The sequence below is a fragment of the Streptomyces sp. 6N223 genome, assembly GCF_052246635.1.
GTDB lineage: Bacteria > Actinomycetota > Actinomycetes > Streptomycetales > Streptomycetaceae > Streptomyces.
Genome location: NZ_JBQQCA010000010.1, coordinates 95,126 through 110,758 on the forward strand (window position 1 = coordinate 95,126; position 15,633 = coordinate 110,758).

Annotated in this window: 17 protein-coding genes and 2 pseudogenes; 7 read left to right on the forward strand and 12 right to left on the reverse strand. The window is 74.7% G+C overall.

Annotated elements, in window-relative coordinates; all coding sequences use genetic code 11:
• Positions 1-66: 66 nt before the first annotated feature.
• Both ACTWQH_RS09350 and ACTWQH_RS09355 read right to left on the reverse strand, forming a co-directional pair.
• A pseudogene (locus ACTWQH_RS09350) lies at positions 67-906 on the reverse strand (alpha/beta fold hydrolase); the annotation flags it as partial.
• Positions 903-1,403: a MarR family winged helix-turn-helix transcriptional regulator gene (locus ACTWQH_RS09355; protein ID WP_443285925.1), complete on the reverse strand. Its 501-nt coding sequence runs from the start codon at positions 1,401-1,403 to the stop codon at positions 903-905. The pseudogene ACTWQH_RS09350 and the gene ACTWQH_RS09355, both read right to left, overlap by 4 nt.
• Positions 1,404-1,567: 164 nt before the next feature.
• Here ACTWQH_RS09355 and ACTWQH_RS09360 point away from each other — a divergent pair, with 164 nt between their 5' ends.
• Positions 1,568-2,818 (forward strand): MFS transporter, encoded by a 1,251-nt coding sequence (locus tag ACTWQH_RS09360; RefSeq protein ID WP_443285926.1) that lies wholly within the window; start codon positions 1,568-1,570, stop codon positions 2,816-2,818.
• 29 nt (positions 2,819-2,847) lie between these two features.
• Here the strand turns inward: ACTWQH_RS09360 and ACTWQH_RS09365 are convergent, their stop codons facing one another.
• The gene (locus ACTWQH_RS09365) at positions 2,848-2,973 is read right to left on the reverse strand and encodes a hypothetical protein (RefSeq protein ID WP_443285973.1); all 126 of its coding nucleotides are present in this window, start codon (positions 2,971-2,973) and stop codon (positions 2,848-2,850) included.
• 137 nt (positions 2,974-3,110) lie between these two features.
• Between ACTWQH_RS09365 and ACTWQH_RS09370 the strand changes: the two are divergent.
• Positions 3,111-3,483, forward strand: a pseudogene (locus tag ACTWQH_RS09370) (MarR family winged helix-turn-helix transcriptional regulator); the annotation flags it as partial.
• A gap of 15 nt (positions 3,484-3,498) precedes the next feature.
• Here the strand turns inward: ACTWQH_RS09370 and ACTWQH_RS09375 are convergent.
• A complete protein-coding gene (locus ACTWQH_RS09375) occupies positions 3,499-4,467 on the reverse strand; it encodes a GNAT family N-acetyltransferase (protein ID WP_443285927.1) in 969 nt (322 codons plus the stop codon).
• Positions 4,468-4,472: 5 nt separating this feature from the next.
• Positions 4,473-5,036, reverse strand: a complete 564-nt coding sequence (locus ACTWQH_RS09380; RefSeq protein WP_443285969.1) for a DUF2269 domain-containing protein — start codon at positions 5,034-5,036, stop codon at positions 4,473-4,475.
• Between the two features lie 136 nt (positions 5,037-5,172).
• Between ACTWQH_RS09380 and ACTWQH_RS09385 the strand changes: the two genes are divergently transcribed.
• Positions 5,173-6,645: a serine hydrolase domain-containing protein gene (locus tag ACTWQH_RS09385; protein ID WP_443285928.1), complete on the forward strand. Its 1,473-nt coding sequence runs from the start codon at positions 5,173-5,175 to the stop codon at positions 6,643-6,645.
• A gap of 43 nt (positions 6,646-6,688) precedes the next feature.
• Here the strand turns inward: ACTWQH_RS09385 and ACTWQH_RS09390 are convergent, their stop codons facing one another.
• Positions 6,689-7,129 carry a GNAT family N-acetyltransferase gene (locus ACTWQH_RS09390; RefSeq protein WP_443285970.1) on the reverse strand — a complete coding sequence of 147 codons (441 nt, stop codon included), beginning with the start codon at positions 7,127-7,129 and terminating at the stop codon, positions 6,689-6,691.
• A 257-nt stretch (positions 7,130-7,386) separates the two neighbouring features.
• Here ACTWQH_RS09390 and ACTWQH_RS09395 point away from each other — a divergent pair, with 257 nt between their 5' ends.
• Together ACTWQH_RS09395 and ACTWQH_RS09400 are read left to right on the forward strand one after the other, a co-directional pair.
• Positions 7,387-8,802, forward strand: a complete 1,416-nt coding sequence (locus ACTWQH_RS09395) for a globin domain-containing protein (RefSeq protein ID WP_443285929.1) — start codon at positions 7,387-7,389, stop codon at positions 8,800-8,802.
• Between the two features lie 55 nt (positions 8,803-8,857).
• Positions 8,858-9,847 (forward strand): pyridoxamine 5'-phosphate oxidase family protein, encoded by a 990-nt coding sequence (locus tag ACTWQH_RS09400; RefSeq protein WP_443285930.1) that lies wholly within the window; start codon positions 8,858-8,860, stop codon positions 9,845-9,847.
• Positions 9,848-9,875: 28 nt separating this feature from the next.
• Here ACTWQH_RS09400 and ACTWQH_RS09405 read toward each other — a convergent pair whose 3' ends face one another.
• The 5 genes from ACTWQH_RS09405 to ACTWQH_RS09425 form a co-directional block, all read right to left on the reverse strand.
• On the reverse strand, positions 9,876-10,382 hold the full coding sequence (locus ACTWQH_RS09405; protein ID WP_443285931.1) for an NUDIX domain-containing protein: 507 nt from the start codon (positions 10,380-10,382) through the stop codon (positions 9,876-9,878).
• A 46-nt stretch (positions 10,383-10,428) separates the two neighbouring features.
• Positions 10,429-11,607, reverse strand: a complete 1,179-nt coding sequence (locus tag ACTWQH_RS09410) for a cystathionine gamma-lyase (RefSeq protein WP_443285932.1) — start codon at positions 11,605-11,607, stop codon at positions 10,429-10,431.
• Positions 11,604-12,500: a fructosamine kinase family protein gene (locus ACTWQH_RS09415; RefSeq protein WP_443285933.1), complete on the reverse strand. Its 897-nt coding sequence runs from the start codon at positions 12,498-12,500 to the stop codon at positions 11,604-11,606. The genes ACTWQH_RS09410 and ACTWQH_RS09415 overlap by 4 nt, the downstream gene beginning before the upstream one ends.
• Positions 12,497-13,018: a low molecular weight protein-tyrosine-phosphatase gene (locus tag ACTWQH_RS09420; RefSeq protein WP_443285934.1), complete on the reverse strand. Its 522-nt coding sequence runs from the start codon at positions 13,016-13,018 to the stop codon at positions 12,497-12,499. Before ACTWQH_RS09420 ends, ACTWQH_RS09415 begins: the two co-directional genes overlap by 4 nt.
• 93 nt (positions 13,019-13,111) lie before the next feature.
• Positions 13,112-13,483 (reverse strand): phage holin family protein, encoded by a 372-nt coding sequence (locus ACTWQH_RS09425; RefSeq protein WP_443285935.1) that lies wholly within the window; start codon positions 13,481-13,483, stop codon positions 13,112-13,114.
• Between the two features lie 51 nt (positions 13,484-13,534).
• On the opposite strand from ACTWQH_RS09425, the gene ACTWQH_RS09430 reads away from it, so the two are divergent.
• Both ACTWQH_RS09430 and ACTWQH_RS09435 read left to right on the forward strand, forming a co-directional pair.
• Complete coding sequence (locus tag ACTWQH_RS09430; RefSeq protein WP_443285936.1) at positions 13,535-13,852, forward strand: cupin domain-containing protein; 318 nt, start codon at positions 13,535-13,537, stop codon at positions 13,850-13,852.
• 139 nt (positions 13,853-13,991) lie between these two features.
• Positions 13,992-14,204: a DUF5326 family protein gene (locus ACTWQH_RS09435; RefSeq protein WP_443285937.1), complete on the forward strand. Its 213-nt coding sequence runs from the start codon at positions 13,992-13,994 to the stop codon at positions 14,202-14,204.
• Here ACTWQH_RS09435 and ACTWQH_RS09440 read toward each other — a convergent pair.
• Positions 14,170-15,513, reverse strand: coding sequence for a YibE/F family protein (locus ACTWQH_RS09440; RefSeq protein WP_443285971.1), 1,344 nt, complete (start codon positions 15,511-15,513; stop codon positions 14,170-14,172). The genes ACTWQH_RS09435 and ACTWQH_RS09440 overlap by 35 nt on opposite strands.
• Positions 15,514-15,633: the final 120 nt, after the last annotated feature.

Consider the following 15,633-nt stretch of genomic DNA (forward strand, 5'->3'; position numbering starts at 1 on the left):
AACGAAGGGGAAGGGGCGAGGACGCGGCCTATGTCCGTGTAAACGTGCGATCGTCTGGGCGTATCAACGCCGATGGTCGTGAGCCGCGACGAACTCCGCGATCCAGGCGGCGAGGCGGAGGGGATGGGTGCGGGGGAGCCAGTGGCCGGTGGGGAGGCGGCGGTGGGTGAGGGTCGGGGTCCAGCGGTCGAGGTCTTCGAAGAGGGTCGGGGAGATGAAGGGGTCGCGGGTGGGGGTGATGAGTTGGACGGGCGCGTGGGCGGTGGGGTTCAGGCGTGGGCGGGCCAGGCGGGGGTGGAAGTTGTCGCGGTAGAGCCAGGCGCCATGGAGGAGGGTGCGGTGGGTGCGGGGCAGAGGGGTGCGGGAGAGGGCCTCGAGGAGACCGGGGGTGAGGAGGGCGTAGATGTACCAGGACTTGGCGCTCTGGGTGAGGAGTTGGGCGAGGTGCCGGGGGCGGGGGCGGGCGAGGCGCTTGCGGATCCAGTGGCCGATGTGGTCGAGGCAGGGGCCGGAGAGGGAGGTGAAGGTGGCGACGCGGCCGCGGGTGCGCGGGGAGGTGGTGAACTCCCAGCCCTGGACCGAGCCCCAGTCGTGGCCGACGACGTGGACGGGCGCGTCGGGGCTGAGGGCGTCGGCGACGGCGAGGAAGTCGTCGGTGAGGCGGTGGAGGGTGAAGCCGCCGCGGAGGGGACAGGGGGCGGTGGAGCGGCCGCAGCCGCGCGTGTCGTAGGCGAGGGTGTGGAGGCCGTGGCGGTCGGCGAGGGCGGTGGCGGCCGGGCGCCAGATGTCCTTGGTGTCGGGGTAGCCGTGGAGCAGGAGGACGGTGGGGCGTGCCGGGTCGCCGCGTTCGGTGACGGAGAGGGTGATGCCGTCCGGGGTCGTCACCTGGCGCCGGCGCGTGGTCATGCGTGTTCGGGGTTGAGGGTGCGGACGGCGGCGACGAGGGGGGCGAGCTCGGGGCGTCTCTCGGCGTCGTCGAGGGCTTCGCGCAGGGCGGCGTCGTTGGTGGGGCGGGCCTCGTCGAGGAGGCGGCGGCCGGCGTCGGTGACGTCGGTGTAGATGCCGCGGCGGTCGGTGGGGCACAGGTAGCGGGTCAGCAGGCCGCGGTCTTCGAGGCGGTTGACGAGGCGGGTGGTGGCGGACTGGCTGAGGACGACGGCGTCGGCGAGTTCGTTCATGCGGACGTGGCCGCCGTCGCCGTCGTGCTGCCGGCTGAGGACCTCGAGGACCGAGAACTCGCGGACGCTGAGGGCGTGGGCGGCCTGCAGGGCGCGTTCGATGTGCGCCTCGATGCGGTCGTGCAGGGCCGACAGGGCGCACCAGCCCTGGGCGAGGCCCGGTTCGGGGCGTTGCTCGGGGCGTTGCGCGGGGCGTTGTTCGTGGCGTTGTTCAGGGCGCGTCATTGCTCTCCGGCTTCCTCCTTCTTCCCTCGTTCCCTCGTCCCCTGGGGTCAGGTTAGCGCAGGGCGAAATAGTCTGCGCTTGCATGTATAGAGCGTCTGCAATTATTGTGTGCGCGGGTCTAGGGCTGTACGCAATGATCCCGTCTCGGGTTGGGGAGGTTCCTCATGCCACTCGCGCTCGTCGCGCTGGCCGTTGGGGCGTTCGGAATCGGCTGCACGGAGTTCGTGGTCACCGGGCTGCTGCCGGAGGTGGCCGCGACCTACGGGGTGTCGATCCCGACGGCCGGGTTCCTGGCGTCCGGGTACGCCCTGGGGGTGGTGGCCGGCGCCCCGGCGATGGCGATGGCGGGGGCGCGGGTGTCGCGCAAGCGGATGTTGATGCTGATGATGGTGCTGTTCATCGCCGGGAATCTGCTGTCGGCGGTGGCGCCGGCGTTCTGGGTGATGCTGGCGGGGCGGGTGGTGTCCTCGCTCGCGCATGGGGCGTTCTTCGGCATCGGCTCGGTGGTGGCGGCGTCGGTGGTCGCGCCGGAGCGGCGGGCGACGGCGATCGCGCTGATGTTCACGGGGCTGACCATCGCCAACGTGGTCGGGGTGCCGGCGGGCACACTGCTCGGGCAGCAGGTGAGCTGGCGGCTGTCGTTCGCGGCGATCGCGGGCGTGGGGGTGGTGGCGCTGGCGGGCGTGGCGGTACTGGTGCCGCGCGGGGCGGGCGACGCCCCGGAGGGGCGGCAGGCAGGGGGCGGGATACGCCGTGAGCTGGCGGCGTTCCGCAACGCGCAGGTGCTGCTCGCGATGGCGATGACGGTGCTCGGCTTCGGCGGCGTCTTCGCGGCGATCACCTACATCGCGCCGATGATGACGGACGCGGCCGGGTACGGGGAGGGCAGCGTGACCTGGCTGCTGGCGCTGTTCGGGGTCGGGCTGGTGGTGGGGAACCTGGTCGGGGGGCGGTACGCCGACCGCGCGCTCATGCCGATGCTGTACGTCTCGCTGGGCGCGCTGGCGCTCGCGCTGGCGGTGTTCACGGCGGCGGCGCACGCGAAGGTGGCGGCGGCGGTCACGCTCGCGCTGATCGGGGCGTTCGGCTTCGCGACGGTGCCGCCGCTGCAGAAGCGGATCCTGGACCAGGCGGCGCAGGCGCCGACACTGGCCTCGGCGGTCAACATCGGCGCATTCAACCTGGGCAACGCGCTCGCGGCCTGGCTGGGCGGGCTGGTGCTCGCGTCCGGGTGGGGGGTGACCACGCCGAATCTGGTGGGGGCGGGGATGGCGGCCGGTGCGCTGGTGCTGGCGGTGGTGTCGGCTCGGCTGGAGCGGCGCGCGGACGACGGCGGGAGCCGTGAGGGCCGCGGGGGCCGGGGGCGGGTGGTCGCGGTGGCGCGGGGGCGGGAGGTCGAGGGAGCGCGCGGGTGAACGGGTGAGGGGTGAGGGGGTGAGGGGGGTCACGCGGTCCAGGGGACGGGGCGGACCTCGCCGGTCTCGGGGAGGGTGGCGTGGGCGAGGGCGGCGGTCATGCAGACCAGCACCTCGGGGGTGTCCTCGCTGTCGCCGACGCCGATCTGCCGCACCTCGCCGGCGGGCAGGACGGCGGCCTGGCCCGGGGGCGATCCGTACGGTCCAGGCGCTGACCATCGGTGGTGCGCCGGCTGGGGGTGGCGGGCGAGGTCATCACGGCGTTGGGCGTGGCGGTGACGTCGTCGGGGGTGAGCTGCGGCCGATCCACGGGCTGACGTTCCAGGCGCTGCGGCCGGACGGGGCGACCAGCAGCGAGCTGGCCCAGCGGCTCGGCGTCACCAAGCAGGCGGCCGGGCAGATCGTCGACGACCTGGAGCGGCGTGGCTACGTACGCCGCGAGCCGCACCCGGCGGGCGGGCGGCGCCGGCTGGTGGTGCTCACCGAGGCCGCCTACCGGCACCTCGCCGTGGCCGGGCACGCCCTGCGCGGACTGGGGGCGGAGCTGACCCAGCGAATCGGCGGGCGGCGGGCGGCGGGAGATGGACCGGCTGCGGCGGCAGCTCGTGCGCGTGGTGCGGGAGTTGGGGGGCGAGGAGCCGCCGCCGCTGCGGCCGGTGTGGTGAAGGGCCGGCGAGGGCCTACCCCAACGCCACGGAGTACGGGGCGAGGCGGCGCGCGAGGTCGCCGGGGAGGTCGGGGGCGCCGCGCACCATCAGGGTGGTGGTGGCGGGCTCGCCGGCCAGGCCCGCGGCGCGCAGCCAGCGCTCCAGCTCCGGGTGGCGGGCGTCGGCGTCGAAGCGCAGCGGTACGCCGGCCGGGGCGTCGGCGGCGAGGCGCGTGATGAGGGCCTGGGCGGTGGGGAGGTCCTCGGCCAGCAGCGGACCGATGACGGTCGAGTCGGGGTTGGGCCAGGCGGCGGCGTAGCCGGTGATCGGGGCGCCCGGCGCCGGCTCGGCCTGCGCGACGAGGAACTGGTCGGCGAAGGACGGCAGGCGGGTGAGCAGCCCGGTGCGGTCGGCGCCGAAGACCGGCAGGTCGTAGGCGAGGACGGCGGGCAGGTCGGCGGCGGTGGCGGGGCGCACGTGTACGCCGCCCGCAGCGCCGGGGGCGCCGGGAGCGGCGAGGGCGCCGCGCAGCGAGGAGAGGGTGGAGACCGTGGTGAAGCCGAGGCGTTCGTAGAGGGGGCGGCCGGCCTCGGTGGCGGTGAGGAAGGCGGCCGGCGTGCCGCATTCGGCGAGCGCGTGCGTCAGCAGCCGCAGCCCCAGGCCCCGGCGTTCGTGGCGGGCGGCGACCAGCATCATGCCGATGGAGCTGATGGCGAGGCGGGGGTCGTCGGCGGCGTAGGAGGTGGCGACGACGGCGGCGATCAGTCCGCCGTGGCCACCGCGAGCATCGGCGTCGATGCCGAAGCCCTGGCCGGCGCTGAGCAGCAGCCGCCACTTGCGTTCCTCGCGGGGCCAGCCGCGGTCCGCGGCCAGGTCGAGGCAGGCGGGCACGTCGGCGGGGGTGAGGCGGCGTATGGGCAGCGTGGCCAGGGCGGAGCGGGACGAGGCGGAGCGGGACGAGGCGGAGGCGGAAGCGCGGGACGAGGCGGGGGTGGTGGTCACGGCCTTCAGACTGGCTGACGGTGTGTCGCGGCGGCGAGTGTTTTTCCGCTCCCCGCGCTCTTGCGGACGACGCGCGCCGCGCGCAGCCGCCGGCCTCGCCGCGTGAGCCCCCACGGCTTGAGGTAGGAGATCGCCGTGTTGAACAGGTAGAGCGACAGGGACACGATCGGCGGGGCGACCAGCGCGGCCGGGTCGGTCACCGGATCGCCGGCCGCGACGGCCGCCGCCGCCTCGTTGATGGTGGTGCGGAACGCGAGCATCGAGGCGATCGCGGCGCCCAGCGTGATCCAGAACTTCACCAGGACCCAGCGGTGGCGGGCCAGTCCCCAGACCGTGCCCAGCGAGAGCACGAGGCCGGTGACGAGCGTGGTCACGGCCAGCGGCGCCAGCAGCCAGTCCCCGAAGATCTTCATGGCGCGGTAGGCGGCCTCGGCGGTGGGCGCGGAGTCGGTGGTGGCGCCGGTGGCGGCCAGCACCAGCAGGCACAGCGTCAGGCCCAGCCAGCCGACGGAGGCGACGACGTGCGCGATGAGGAAGCCCCGGCGGGCGGGGCGGGATAGCTGCGTCATGCCGTCCACGGTGCCGTCGCGCCGCGCGCCGGTCGTCTGACGGCGGGAGTAACCGCGACTACTCGCGGGTGAGTAGTAACGCCATGGCGCGCTTACTCGCTGGCGGGCCGGCCGGTCGGCGGGATAGGGGTGGCCCATGACCGATTCCTTCCAAGATCCGGAGCCCGCCGAGCCCGCCGAGCCCGCCGAGCCCGCCGGGCCGGCCGACCCCGTCGAGCCCGCCACCCGCCGCGCGCTGGCGCACCGGCTGGCCCTCGCGCAGGCCGAGGGCCGGGCGCCGTCCGTGGTGGCGGCGGTGGTGCGCGAGGGCCGCGCGGTGTGGTCCGCCGGCCGGGGCGAGCTGCCGCCCGGCTCCCCCGCCGACCAGGTGCAGTACCGCATCGGCTCCATCACCAAGACGCTGACGGCCGTCGCCGTGATGCGGCTGCGCGACGAGGGCCTGATCGACCTCGGCGACCCCCTCGGCGCTCACCTGCCCACCCCGCACGGCGGCGGCGCCACGATCGCCCAACTGCTGTCCCACTCCGGCGGCCTGGCCGCCGAGGCGCGCGGCCCGTGGTGGGAGCGCACCCCCGGCGAGCTGCGGCCCGAACTGGCCGACATCTTCGGCGAGCCGCCCCACGAGACCCCGCAGAAGCACCCGGCCGGGCGGCGTCACCACTACTCCAACCCCGGCTACGCCCTGCTGGGCGCCCTGGTGGAACGCCTGCGCGGCGCCCCGTGGTTCGACGTACTACGCCGGGAGGTGCTGGAGCCGCTCGGCATGCGCCGCACCACCCTCGCGCCCCTCGACCCCCACGCCACCGGCTGGGCGGTCCACCCCCACGCCGACGTACGCCAGCCCGAACCCGCCGTCGACACCGGCCGGATGGCGCCCGCCGGGCAGCTGTGGTCCACGGCCGCCGACCTGTCGGCGTTCGCCGCCTTCCTCCTCGCCGGGGACGAGCGGGTGCTGGGCGCGGCGAGCCTGGCCGAGATGCGCGCGCCGGCCGTGGCGCCGGAGGCGCGCGACTGGGACACGGCGTACGGCCTCGGGATGCAGCTGTGGCGGCGCGGCGGCAAGGTGCTGTCGGGCCACTCGGGCTCCATGCCGGGCTTCGTGGCCGCCGTCTACACCAGCCCGGCCGAGCGGCTGGCCGCCGTGGCGCTGGCCAACGCCACCTCCGGGCCGCTGATGGGCACCCTCGCCACGGACCTGCTGGCGGAGGTCGCGGCGCGCGAGCCCGCGCTGCCCGAGCCGTGGCGGCCGATGCCGGGCGGGGACGCCGACCCGGAGCTGGTGGCGTTGACCGGCTCCTGGTACTGGGGCACCTACGCCTACGTGCTGCGGCTGTACGCGGGGCGGGAGCTGTCGCTGGGCCCGGCGGGCGGTGCGGGGGCGGTGCGCGGCTCGCGCTTCACGCCACGGGCGGCGGCGGACGGCGGCGGCTGGCTGGGGCAGGAGGGCTACTACGCCGGGGAGGTGCTGCGGGTGGTGCGGCGCGCGGACGGCTCGGTCAGCCACCTGGACCTGGGCACCTTCGTCTTCACGCGCACGCCCTACGACCCGGACGCCGACGTGCCCGGCGGGGCCGCCCCGGCGGGCTGGGGCGGCGGCGTGACGCCGTGAGGCTCCCCACAACGGTTGCGGGGACCGCGGCGGTCGCGGGCGGTCACAGCATGAGCTTGAAGCCGACGTGCGTCGGCCGGAAGCCGATGCGTTCGTAGAAACGGTGGGCTTCGGCGCGGCTGGCGTCGGAGGTGAGCTGCACCACGGCGCAGCCCCGGCGGCGGGCCTCCTCGACCGCCCACCGCACCAGCCGCGTGCCGAGCCCCGCGCCGCGCTCGTCGGCGTGCACGCGCACCGCCTCGATCAGCGCGCGGGAGGCGCCGCGGCGCGACAGGCCGGGGAGGAAGGAGAGTTGCAGGGTGCCGACCACACGGCCGCCGGTGTCCTCGGCGACGACGAGGAGCTGTCCTGGCGTGGTGTCGATCCGCTCGAACGCAGCCCGGTAGGGGGCGAGGTCGCCGGGGCTCTCGCGGGAGGCGCCGAGGGGGTCGTCGGCGAGCATGGCGACGATCGCGGGGACGTCCCCGGACCTCGCGCGACGCATGGTGATGTCCACAGGCTGCAGTCTAAGGAGCCCCCCAAGAGGGGTGATAACGCCTCAAACACCGCGTTTCCTTGAGGGGCTTGTGTCTCGGGCTCATAACGGTAGGGTCAGTTCCGCATCCCGGTGGCGTGATGTCGTCGTGAAGTCCTTCAGTGGAGGAGTGAGCTTCAGGGGATCGGGGGTTGTGGTCGGAGGGCTCGACGGCCGGAGCGTTTCCGGCGGTGAGCGACCGGAGTTGATCGAGGCGAGGCAGGGTCATGACCGCGATATCGGCCGACGACGGCGCCGCCACCACCGGCGAGGGCCAGGCAGGCGGCGCCCGGCGCGGTAAGGCGATGGGTGCGGGCGACGGCCTGGGCACCGGCGCAGGCAGGGGACGGGGCATGGGCACGGGCAGGGGGTCGGGCGCGGGCATGGCGGGCGAGGCCGCCGCTGCCGCCGCCCCGGCGCCGCACCCGCACCCGGCCCAGGCCCCGGTGCCGCCCACCGGCCTGGCGGGCTCGGCGGCGACGGGCCGCGGAGGTTCCGCCGCCTCCCGGCAGCCCTCGCGCGACGCGGTCATCATCCGCCGCACCCTCGCCGAGATCGAGCCGGTCGCCGACCACGCCACCTCGTACTTCTACGCACTCCTCTTCCTCAACAACCCCGGCCTGCGCGAGATGTTCCCGGCGGCCATGGACGCCCAGCGCGACCGCCTCTTCGCGGCGCTGCTGACCGCCGCCGAGCGCATCGACGACACCGTGCGGCTCGTCGAGTACCTCAACGACCTCGGCCGGGGCCACCGCAAGTACGGCACCAGACCCGAGCACTACCCGGCCGTCGGCGAGTGCCTGATGTCGGCGCTGGAGCGGTACGCCCCCCGCAGCTGGGGCCCGGACGCCGAGGCGGCGTGGGTGCGGGCGTACACCGTGATCTCGCAGACCATGATCGACGCCGCCGCCGACGACGAGCTGCGCGCCCCGCCCTGGTGGCATGCGGAGATCATCAACCACGAACGCCGCACCGCCGAGATCGCCGTCCTCACCCTCCGCACCGACCAGCCCTATCCCTACCGCGCCGGGCAGTACGCCGCCGTGGAAACGCCGTGGTGGCCGCGCGTGTGGCGTTACTACTCCTTCGCGGGCGCGCCCCGCTCCGACGGGCTGCTGACCTTCCACGTCAAGGCGGTTCCGGCCGGCTGGGTCTCCCGCTCGCTGGTGCACCGGGCGCGGCGCGGCGACGTGGTGCGGCTCGGCCCGCCGTCCGGGTCGATGACGGTGGACCACGCCTCGGGCAGCGGCCTGGTGTGCGTGGGCGGCTCGACCGGCATAGCGCCGATCAAGGCGCTGGTGGAGGACGTGGCGGAGTTCGGGCGCCGCCGCCCGGTGGAGGTGTTCTTCGGCGCCAACCGGGAGGCGGAGCTGTACGCCCTGGAGGAGTTCCACGACCTGGAGCGGCGGCACCCCTGGCTGTCGGTGCGGCCGGTGGTCGCCGAGTACGCCGCCGAGTACGCCGCGCGCGGCTTCGCGGGCCGGCTGCCGGACGCGGTGCGGAAGTTCGGGCCCTGGGCCGGGTGGGAGGGCTACCTCTCGGGCCCGCCGGGGATGGTCCGCAGCGGCGTCGACGCGATGATCTCCTCGGGCATTCCGGCCGAGCGCATACGGCACGACTTCACGGGGACTCTGACCGCTTAGCAGCGAACCGAACAGCGAACCGAACAGCGAACGGGAACGAACGAGAACGAACGACATGGTGGACACGGCAGGCAGGAACGGCGGCTCCGGCGCGAGAGGACCGCTGCCGGTGCGCGGCAACCGGCCGGGCAGCGACGGCGAGCACGCGCTGCAGCTGCGGCTCGGCAGCGAGGCCCGGGCGGATCGTTTCTACGACGACCAGATGCTGGACCATCTCAACGAGCGGATGCAGGAGTTCGTCGCCCGCCAGGAGTGGTTCTTCCTGGGCACCTCCGACCGGCACGGCGAGTGCGACACCAGCTTCCGCGCCGGCCCGCCCGGCTTCCTGCGGGTCCTGGACGAGAAGTCCCTGATCTATCCCGAGTACCGGGGCAACGGCGTGCACGCCTCGCTCGGCAACATGGCGGAGAACCCGCACGCCGCGCTGCTGCTGATGGACTTCGACAGGGCCCGCGTCGGCCTGCACATCAACGGCCGCGCCCGCATCGTGCCCGACACCGAGATGCGGGCCCTCCACCCCGACCTGCCGGTCGACCCGGTGCCGGGGCGGCGCGCCGAGGTGTGGGTGCGGGTGGAGGTGCAGGAGGCGTACATCCACTGCGCCAAGCACATCCCGACCCTGGTGAAGGCCGGGGCCCGCGAGGCGGGGGACTGGGGCACCGACGACGTACGCCGCAAGGGCGGCGACTTCTTCGGCTCGGCGCTGAACGCCGCGCAGCGCCGCGAGGAACGGGAGGCGCGCGAGCGGGAGGCGGAGCTGGAGCGCGAGGCATCGCGGGAGGAGACGGCGACGGCGGCGGCGACGGCGGTCCCGGGCGCGGGCACCGCGGCGGCGGGGGCGGCGGCAGCGGCCCGCGCCAGGGCCGAGACGGCGTCCGGGGCCGTGCCCGGCGCGGCGCGCCCGGAGGCGGACGGCGGCATCCTGCCCCCGGCCGACGTCGCGGCGTGGCGGGCGCAGGCGCGACGGGCGCTGGAGGAGGCCGAACGCCGGGGCGCGGGCGGCGGCAACGGCTCCTCGGGCAGCGGCTCCTGGTTCTACCGCTAGGCCCGGACAGGGCCTAGGCCGTCTCGGCCTAGGCCAGGTCGGGGGCGAGCAGGGCGCGGATTCCCGGCACGTTGAGCCGCAGGTAGGAGCCGAGGGAGGCGGGCACCACGTCGACCGAGGCCAGCCCCTCCGGCGTGAACGGCAGCCGCACGATCTCGTACGTGCCGCGCGGCTGATCCACCTCGGGCCCGTGCCGCAGCGCGGGATCCATGGAGGCCAGGCGGCAGGCGAAGAAGTGCTGCACCTTCAGCCCCGGCGGCGTCGCCTCGCCCGGCTCGGGCGTGTGCGGCACGGTGTCGACGAACGCCGGGACCACGTCCGTGATTTTCGCGCCGAGCTCCTCGTGCACCTCGCGGTGGAGGGCGGCGAGGACGGTGGGGTCGGAGGGCTCCACGCCCCCGCCCGGCGTGATCCAGTACGGCGGCTGGCCGGGCTTGGTGCGCTTGATGACGATCATCTCGGCCCGGCCGCCGTCGACGAAGTCCAGCAGGATGGCGCGGGCGGTGCGTTTGACCACGGGTTGAGCTGGGGTCATGTGAGACATGTGGCCCGTGCGCCGAGCGGTGAAACCATGACGCCTGTCACGTGGCCGTATCCGCGGCGGCGGCGTCGAGCGCCCGCGTGACGTCCGCGACCAGATCCCCGGCGTCCTCCACGCCCGCCGAGAAGCGGATGAAGCCCTCGGGCACCGGATCCCCGCCCCACCGCGCGCGCCGCTCGGCCGTGGAGCGCACCCCGCCGAAGCTGGTCGCGTCGTCCACCAGCGTCAGCGCGGCGAGGAACCGCTCGGCGAACGCCCGGTCGGGCAGCGTGAAGGACACCACGCAGCCGAAACGCCGCATCTGCCCGGCGGCCACGGCGTGCGCGGCGTCGGCCGGCAGCCCGGGGTGGCGTACGCCGGTGACCTCCGGGCGCCCGAGCAACGCCCGCGCGAGCGCGAGGGCGTTGGCCGCCTGCCGGTCCACGCGCAGGTGCAGGGTGGCCAGGCTGCGGTGGGCCAGCCACGCCTCCATCGGGCCGAGGATGGCGCCGGACTCCGTCCGCCACGCGCGCAGCGCGGCGGCCAGCCCGGGGTCGCGGGTGACGGCGTATCCGAGCAGCACGTCGCCGTGGCCGGCCAGGGCCTTGGTGCCGGCGGCGACGGCGATGTCCGCGCCGAGCTGGAGCGGTCGCTGGCCCAGCGGCGTGGCGAGGGTGTTGTCCACCGCCACCAGCGTGCCGCCCGCCCGCGCCGCCGTCGCCAGGCGGCGGATGTCGCACACGTCCAGGCCCGGGTTGGACGGCGTTTCCAGCCACAGCAGCCGCGCCGCGCCCGTCTCCCCGTCCAGCACGCCGAGTTGCGCGTCCCCGGCGGTGGGCGCGGTGCGGGTCTCGATGCCGAACGCCGCCAGGCGGGCGGCGACCTTCGGCAGGAGCTGGTAGCCGTCCGACGGCAGCACCGCCGTGTCGCCGCCGCGCAGCAGGCCGAGCAGCACGGCCTGGATGGCGGCCATGCCGGAGGAGAAGACGACCGCCTCGGCCGGGGCGTCGGGCGATTCGAGCTCGGCGATGGCCCGCTCCAGCGCGGTCCAGGTGGGGTTGGAGGCGCGGCCGTAGGCGTGGGGGGAGTCGGCGACCTCGCCGGGGAGGTGGTAGTGGGAGGCGAGGACCGGGCCCGGCAGGGCGGGCCGCCCGCGCTCGGGTTCGGGCAGCCCGGCGTGCACCGCCCGCGTGCCCTCGCCGTGGGCCTCCCCCGGCACCGCGCGCCCCGCGGCCGTCATGGCGCGCCCCGCAGCGCCGCCCGCGCCGCCGCGCCGCTCTGCGGCCCGTACGCGCCGCCGAAGAGGGCGGCGTGGATGAGGATGTGGTGGAGCTGGTGCAGCGGCGCCCGCTCGGCGCGGCCCGGCAGCGGGCGTACCTCCTCGTACGCGCCGATCAGCCGGTCCCAGTGGGGGCAGCCGGACAGCTCCAGGAACGCCAGGTCGGCCTCGGGGTGCCCGCCCTGGGCGGCCGGGTCGATGAGGTGGGGGCGTTCGGCCCACAGGATGTTGCCCGCCCACAGGTCGCCGTGGATGTACGCCGGGGGCTGCGGGGGTCCGGCCACCTCGGCGATGCGCGCGCACAGCGCCTCGACGTCGGCGGTGTCGCGCGCCCCGATGCCGCCGGCGTCCACCGCCATGCGCAGCAGCGGCTCCAGCCGGTGCGCGGCGTGGAAGGCAGGCCAGTCGGCGGGCTTCGCGGGCGGCGGGGCGGGGGTGGTCAGCGGCACGGGGCCGAGGTAGAGCGGGCCGGCGGTGCCGTAGTGGGGCGCGGCGGTGTCGTGGAGGGCGGCGAGCTCGCGGCCCAGCCGCTCGGCCTTGGCGGGGGTGGGGTCGGTGGAGGCGACCCACTCCAGGGCCAGGAGGTCGGCGTCGGCCGCCAGCACGCGCGGTATGGCGACGGTGCCGGTGGCGCGCAGCCGCTCCAGGCCCGCGGCCTCGGCGGCGAAGAAGTCGGGGGAGGCGTCGGCGCGGGTCTTGGCGAAGACGGTGTGGCCGCCGGGGAGGGTGATCCGGTAGGAGTCGCAGATCTCGCCGCCCGTCACGGCGTGGACGCCGGTGGGCGCGGCCGGGGAGCCGCCGGCGCGGCCGTCGAGGAGGGCGGCGACCCGCCGCCCCAGTTCTTTCCGGTTCATCGCGTCTCCCTCATGCTCTCGGCGTTTCCCGCGCTTCCCTCGATGTCGCCCTGGACCTCGTCGAGCAGTCCCGGCATGGCGTCCTCGATCAGCTTCAGACAGGCGGCGAAGCCCGTGTCGCCGCCGTAGTACGGGTCGGGCACGTCGAGGTCGCCGTCGGCGGCGGCGTCCAGGTCGTACGCCCGCAGCAGCCGCACCCGGGCGGCCTGGCCGGGGCTCGTGGCCAGGCGCCGCAGGCTCCGCTCGTGGCCCCGGTCCAGGGCGATGACGAGGTCGTATCGGTCGAACCAGCCGCGCCGGAACTGCCGGGCGATGTGCTGCAACTCGTACCCGGCGGCCACGAGTGCGGCCTCGGCGCGCGGGTCGGCGCCCTCGCCCGCGTGCCAGCTTCCGGTGCCCGCGCTGTCCACGACCACGCGTTCGGCCAGGCCGCGCCGCGCGAGGTGCTGGCGGCAGACGGCCTCGGCCATGGGCGAGCGGCAGATGTTGCCGGTGCAGACGAAGCAGATGCGATACATGCACGCCATGATGCGGCATCGTGCCCGAGGGGCACCGGACGATTTCACCGCGGCCGGCGGCGGCCGCCGCCGGCCGGTCGCGGCCGGTCGCGGTCAGTCGCGGTCGAGCACCATGTTCACCGCCCAGGACACGATCGAGATGACCAGGCCGCCGAGCAGCGCCGAGCCGAAGCCGTGGACCTCGAAGGAGTCCCCGGCGATGGCGTCCGTCAGCAACAGCATCAGGGCGTTGATCACCAGCGTGAACAGGCCCAGGGTGAGGATGAGCAGGGGCAGCGCGAAGAATTTCACGACCGGCTTGACGATGAGGTTCACCAGGCCGAAGATCAGCGCGACGACCAGCAGCGTGACCACCTTGCTGCTGTCGCTGGCGTCGTCTTTACCGAGCGTGATATCCACCGCCGGCAGCCAGACGGCGACCGCGAGGGCCACCGCGTTGGCGATGAACTTGATAAGGATGCTCATGCACCAGATCGTTCCAGACATGACCCGTGGCGGGGCAAGGGGTGTGAGGCCATGAGGGCGTTCCGGCTGGAACAGCTGGAGGCGGAACGGGCCGCGAACGACGGCGCCTACCTCCGGTTCATTCGCGAACGCAACATGTCGGTGGGTCTCTACGCGCTCGACGCCGGGCAGCAGGACCCGCAGCGGCCCCAGCCCCAGGACGTGATCTTCTTCGTCGTCAGCGGCCGGGCCCTGCTCACCATCGGGCAGGAGACGACGACGGTCGCGCGCGGCAGCGTGGTGTTCGTCCCGGCCGGGGCGCCGCGCCGCTTCCACCACATCAGCGAGGATCTGCGGGTGATGGTGGTCTTCTCCCCTCCCGAGGGCTGAGCGGGCTCCGGCCGCCTCAGGGTCCGTATCAGGGGCAGGTCAGGGGAGGACCGGGGACGGTGGGACTCCCGCGCGCCGCGTGCCGCGCTTAGCATCGAGGTATGGGTCCCGTTCGTGTGAGCAGAGGAGGCGCCGAGCTGTGAAGGACGTATTCATGGCGCTGCCGTGGTGGGTGCGCTGGATCGCCATCCCCGCCATCGCGCTGGTCGTCTTCGGCACCATGCTGGTCAGCTTCATCACCATGCTGGTGGGCTTCCTGTTCAAGGTGCTGCTCTTCGTCGCGCTGGTGGCCATCCTGATCTTCCTGGTGCGGAAGTTCACCTCCTCCTCGTCCTCCGGTGGCGGCTGGTAGCGGCGCCCGGCCGCTTCCCGCCCACGCCCCCGCCTCCGCGCCAGCCCCCGCTTCCGGTCTCGCTCGCGCCGCCGTCGTGCCGGTCGGCGCTCACCACCAGGGCCGCGAGCAGTGTCGTCACCGGCACCGAGGCGACCAGCCCGATCGACCCCACCAGCGTCCGCACGATCTCCTCGGCCACGACCTCGCTGAACGCCACGGTGCCCACGCCGCTCTGTGCGATCGTGAACAGCAAGAGCAGCGGCAGCGCGGCGCCGGCGTACGCCAGCACCAGGGTGTTGACCACCGAGGCGATGTGGTCCCGCCCGATCCGCATCGCCGAGCGGTACAGCTTCAGCCAACTCGCGCCCGGCTCGGCCCGCTTCAGCTCCCACACCGCCGAGGTCTGCGTCACCGTCACGTCGTCCAGCACGCCGAGTGAGCCGATGAGGATGCCCGCCAGCAGCAGGCCGCGGATCTCGATCCCCGGATAGAGGCTCTGGATCAGCGATGACTGGTCGTCGGTGATGCCGGTCAGCCGCCCCCAGTCGATGAACGCCGAGCCCAGCACGCCGATCAGCAGCAGCGAGACGAGCGTGCCCAGCACCGCGACCGAGGTGCGGGCGTTGACGCCGTGGGTGAGGTAGAGCGTCGCGAGCATGATGACGCTGCCGCCGACCACCGCCACCGCCAGCGGGTTGGAGCCCTGAAGGATCGCGGGCAGGATGAAGACCGTCAGCACCCCGAAGCTCACCACGAGCCCCACCAGCGCCAGCAGCCCGCGCAGCCGCCCGACCGCCACCACCGCCAGCGCGAAGATCGCCGCCAGCAGCAGCATCGGCGCCTGCCGGTCCACGTCCCGGATGCTGTACTGCAACTCCCGGGGAGCGTCGGGGGCGTAGGCCACGATCAGGCCCTGCCCGACGTCGTACTGCTGCGGCGCGTCCGGCGGCACCACCTCGGTGAAGGTGCGCCCGGCGTGCGGCCCGCTGGTGACCTCGACCGTGGCCTCCTGGCAGCCGCCGGTCACGCCGCGCGGCACCGCCACCCCGACCTGCTCGCAGTCCACCTCCTTCACCGCGGTGACCTCGGCGTTCTCGGTCTGCTGGTCGAAGCCGACGCCCGTGCGCTCTCCCTCGCGCTCCGGGGTGCCGCCGGGCCACAGCAGCACCAGGCCGGCGGCCACGACGGCGGTGAACGGGATCAACACCGCCGCGATCAGGCGCCGCAGGTGCGCCGACACGGGGGTGGGCGGTCCGGGGGCGTGCGCGTGGGCGGCGTGCGCGTCGTGCGGCGCGGGCGGGCTCGGCGATGCGTCGTCAGGGGGCAGCACGCACCGATCATCGCTCAATCCACCCGGGCGCTCTGTTCAGCCGGGCCGGTGTGCCGTTAGCGTGAGGGCGCGGCATCGGCCCGATATCGGGACGAGCCGCGACATGTGCCAATCTGC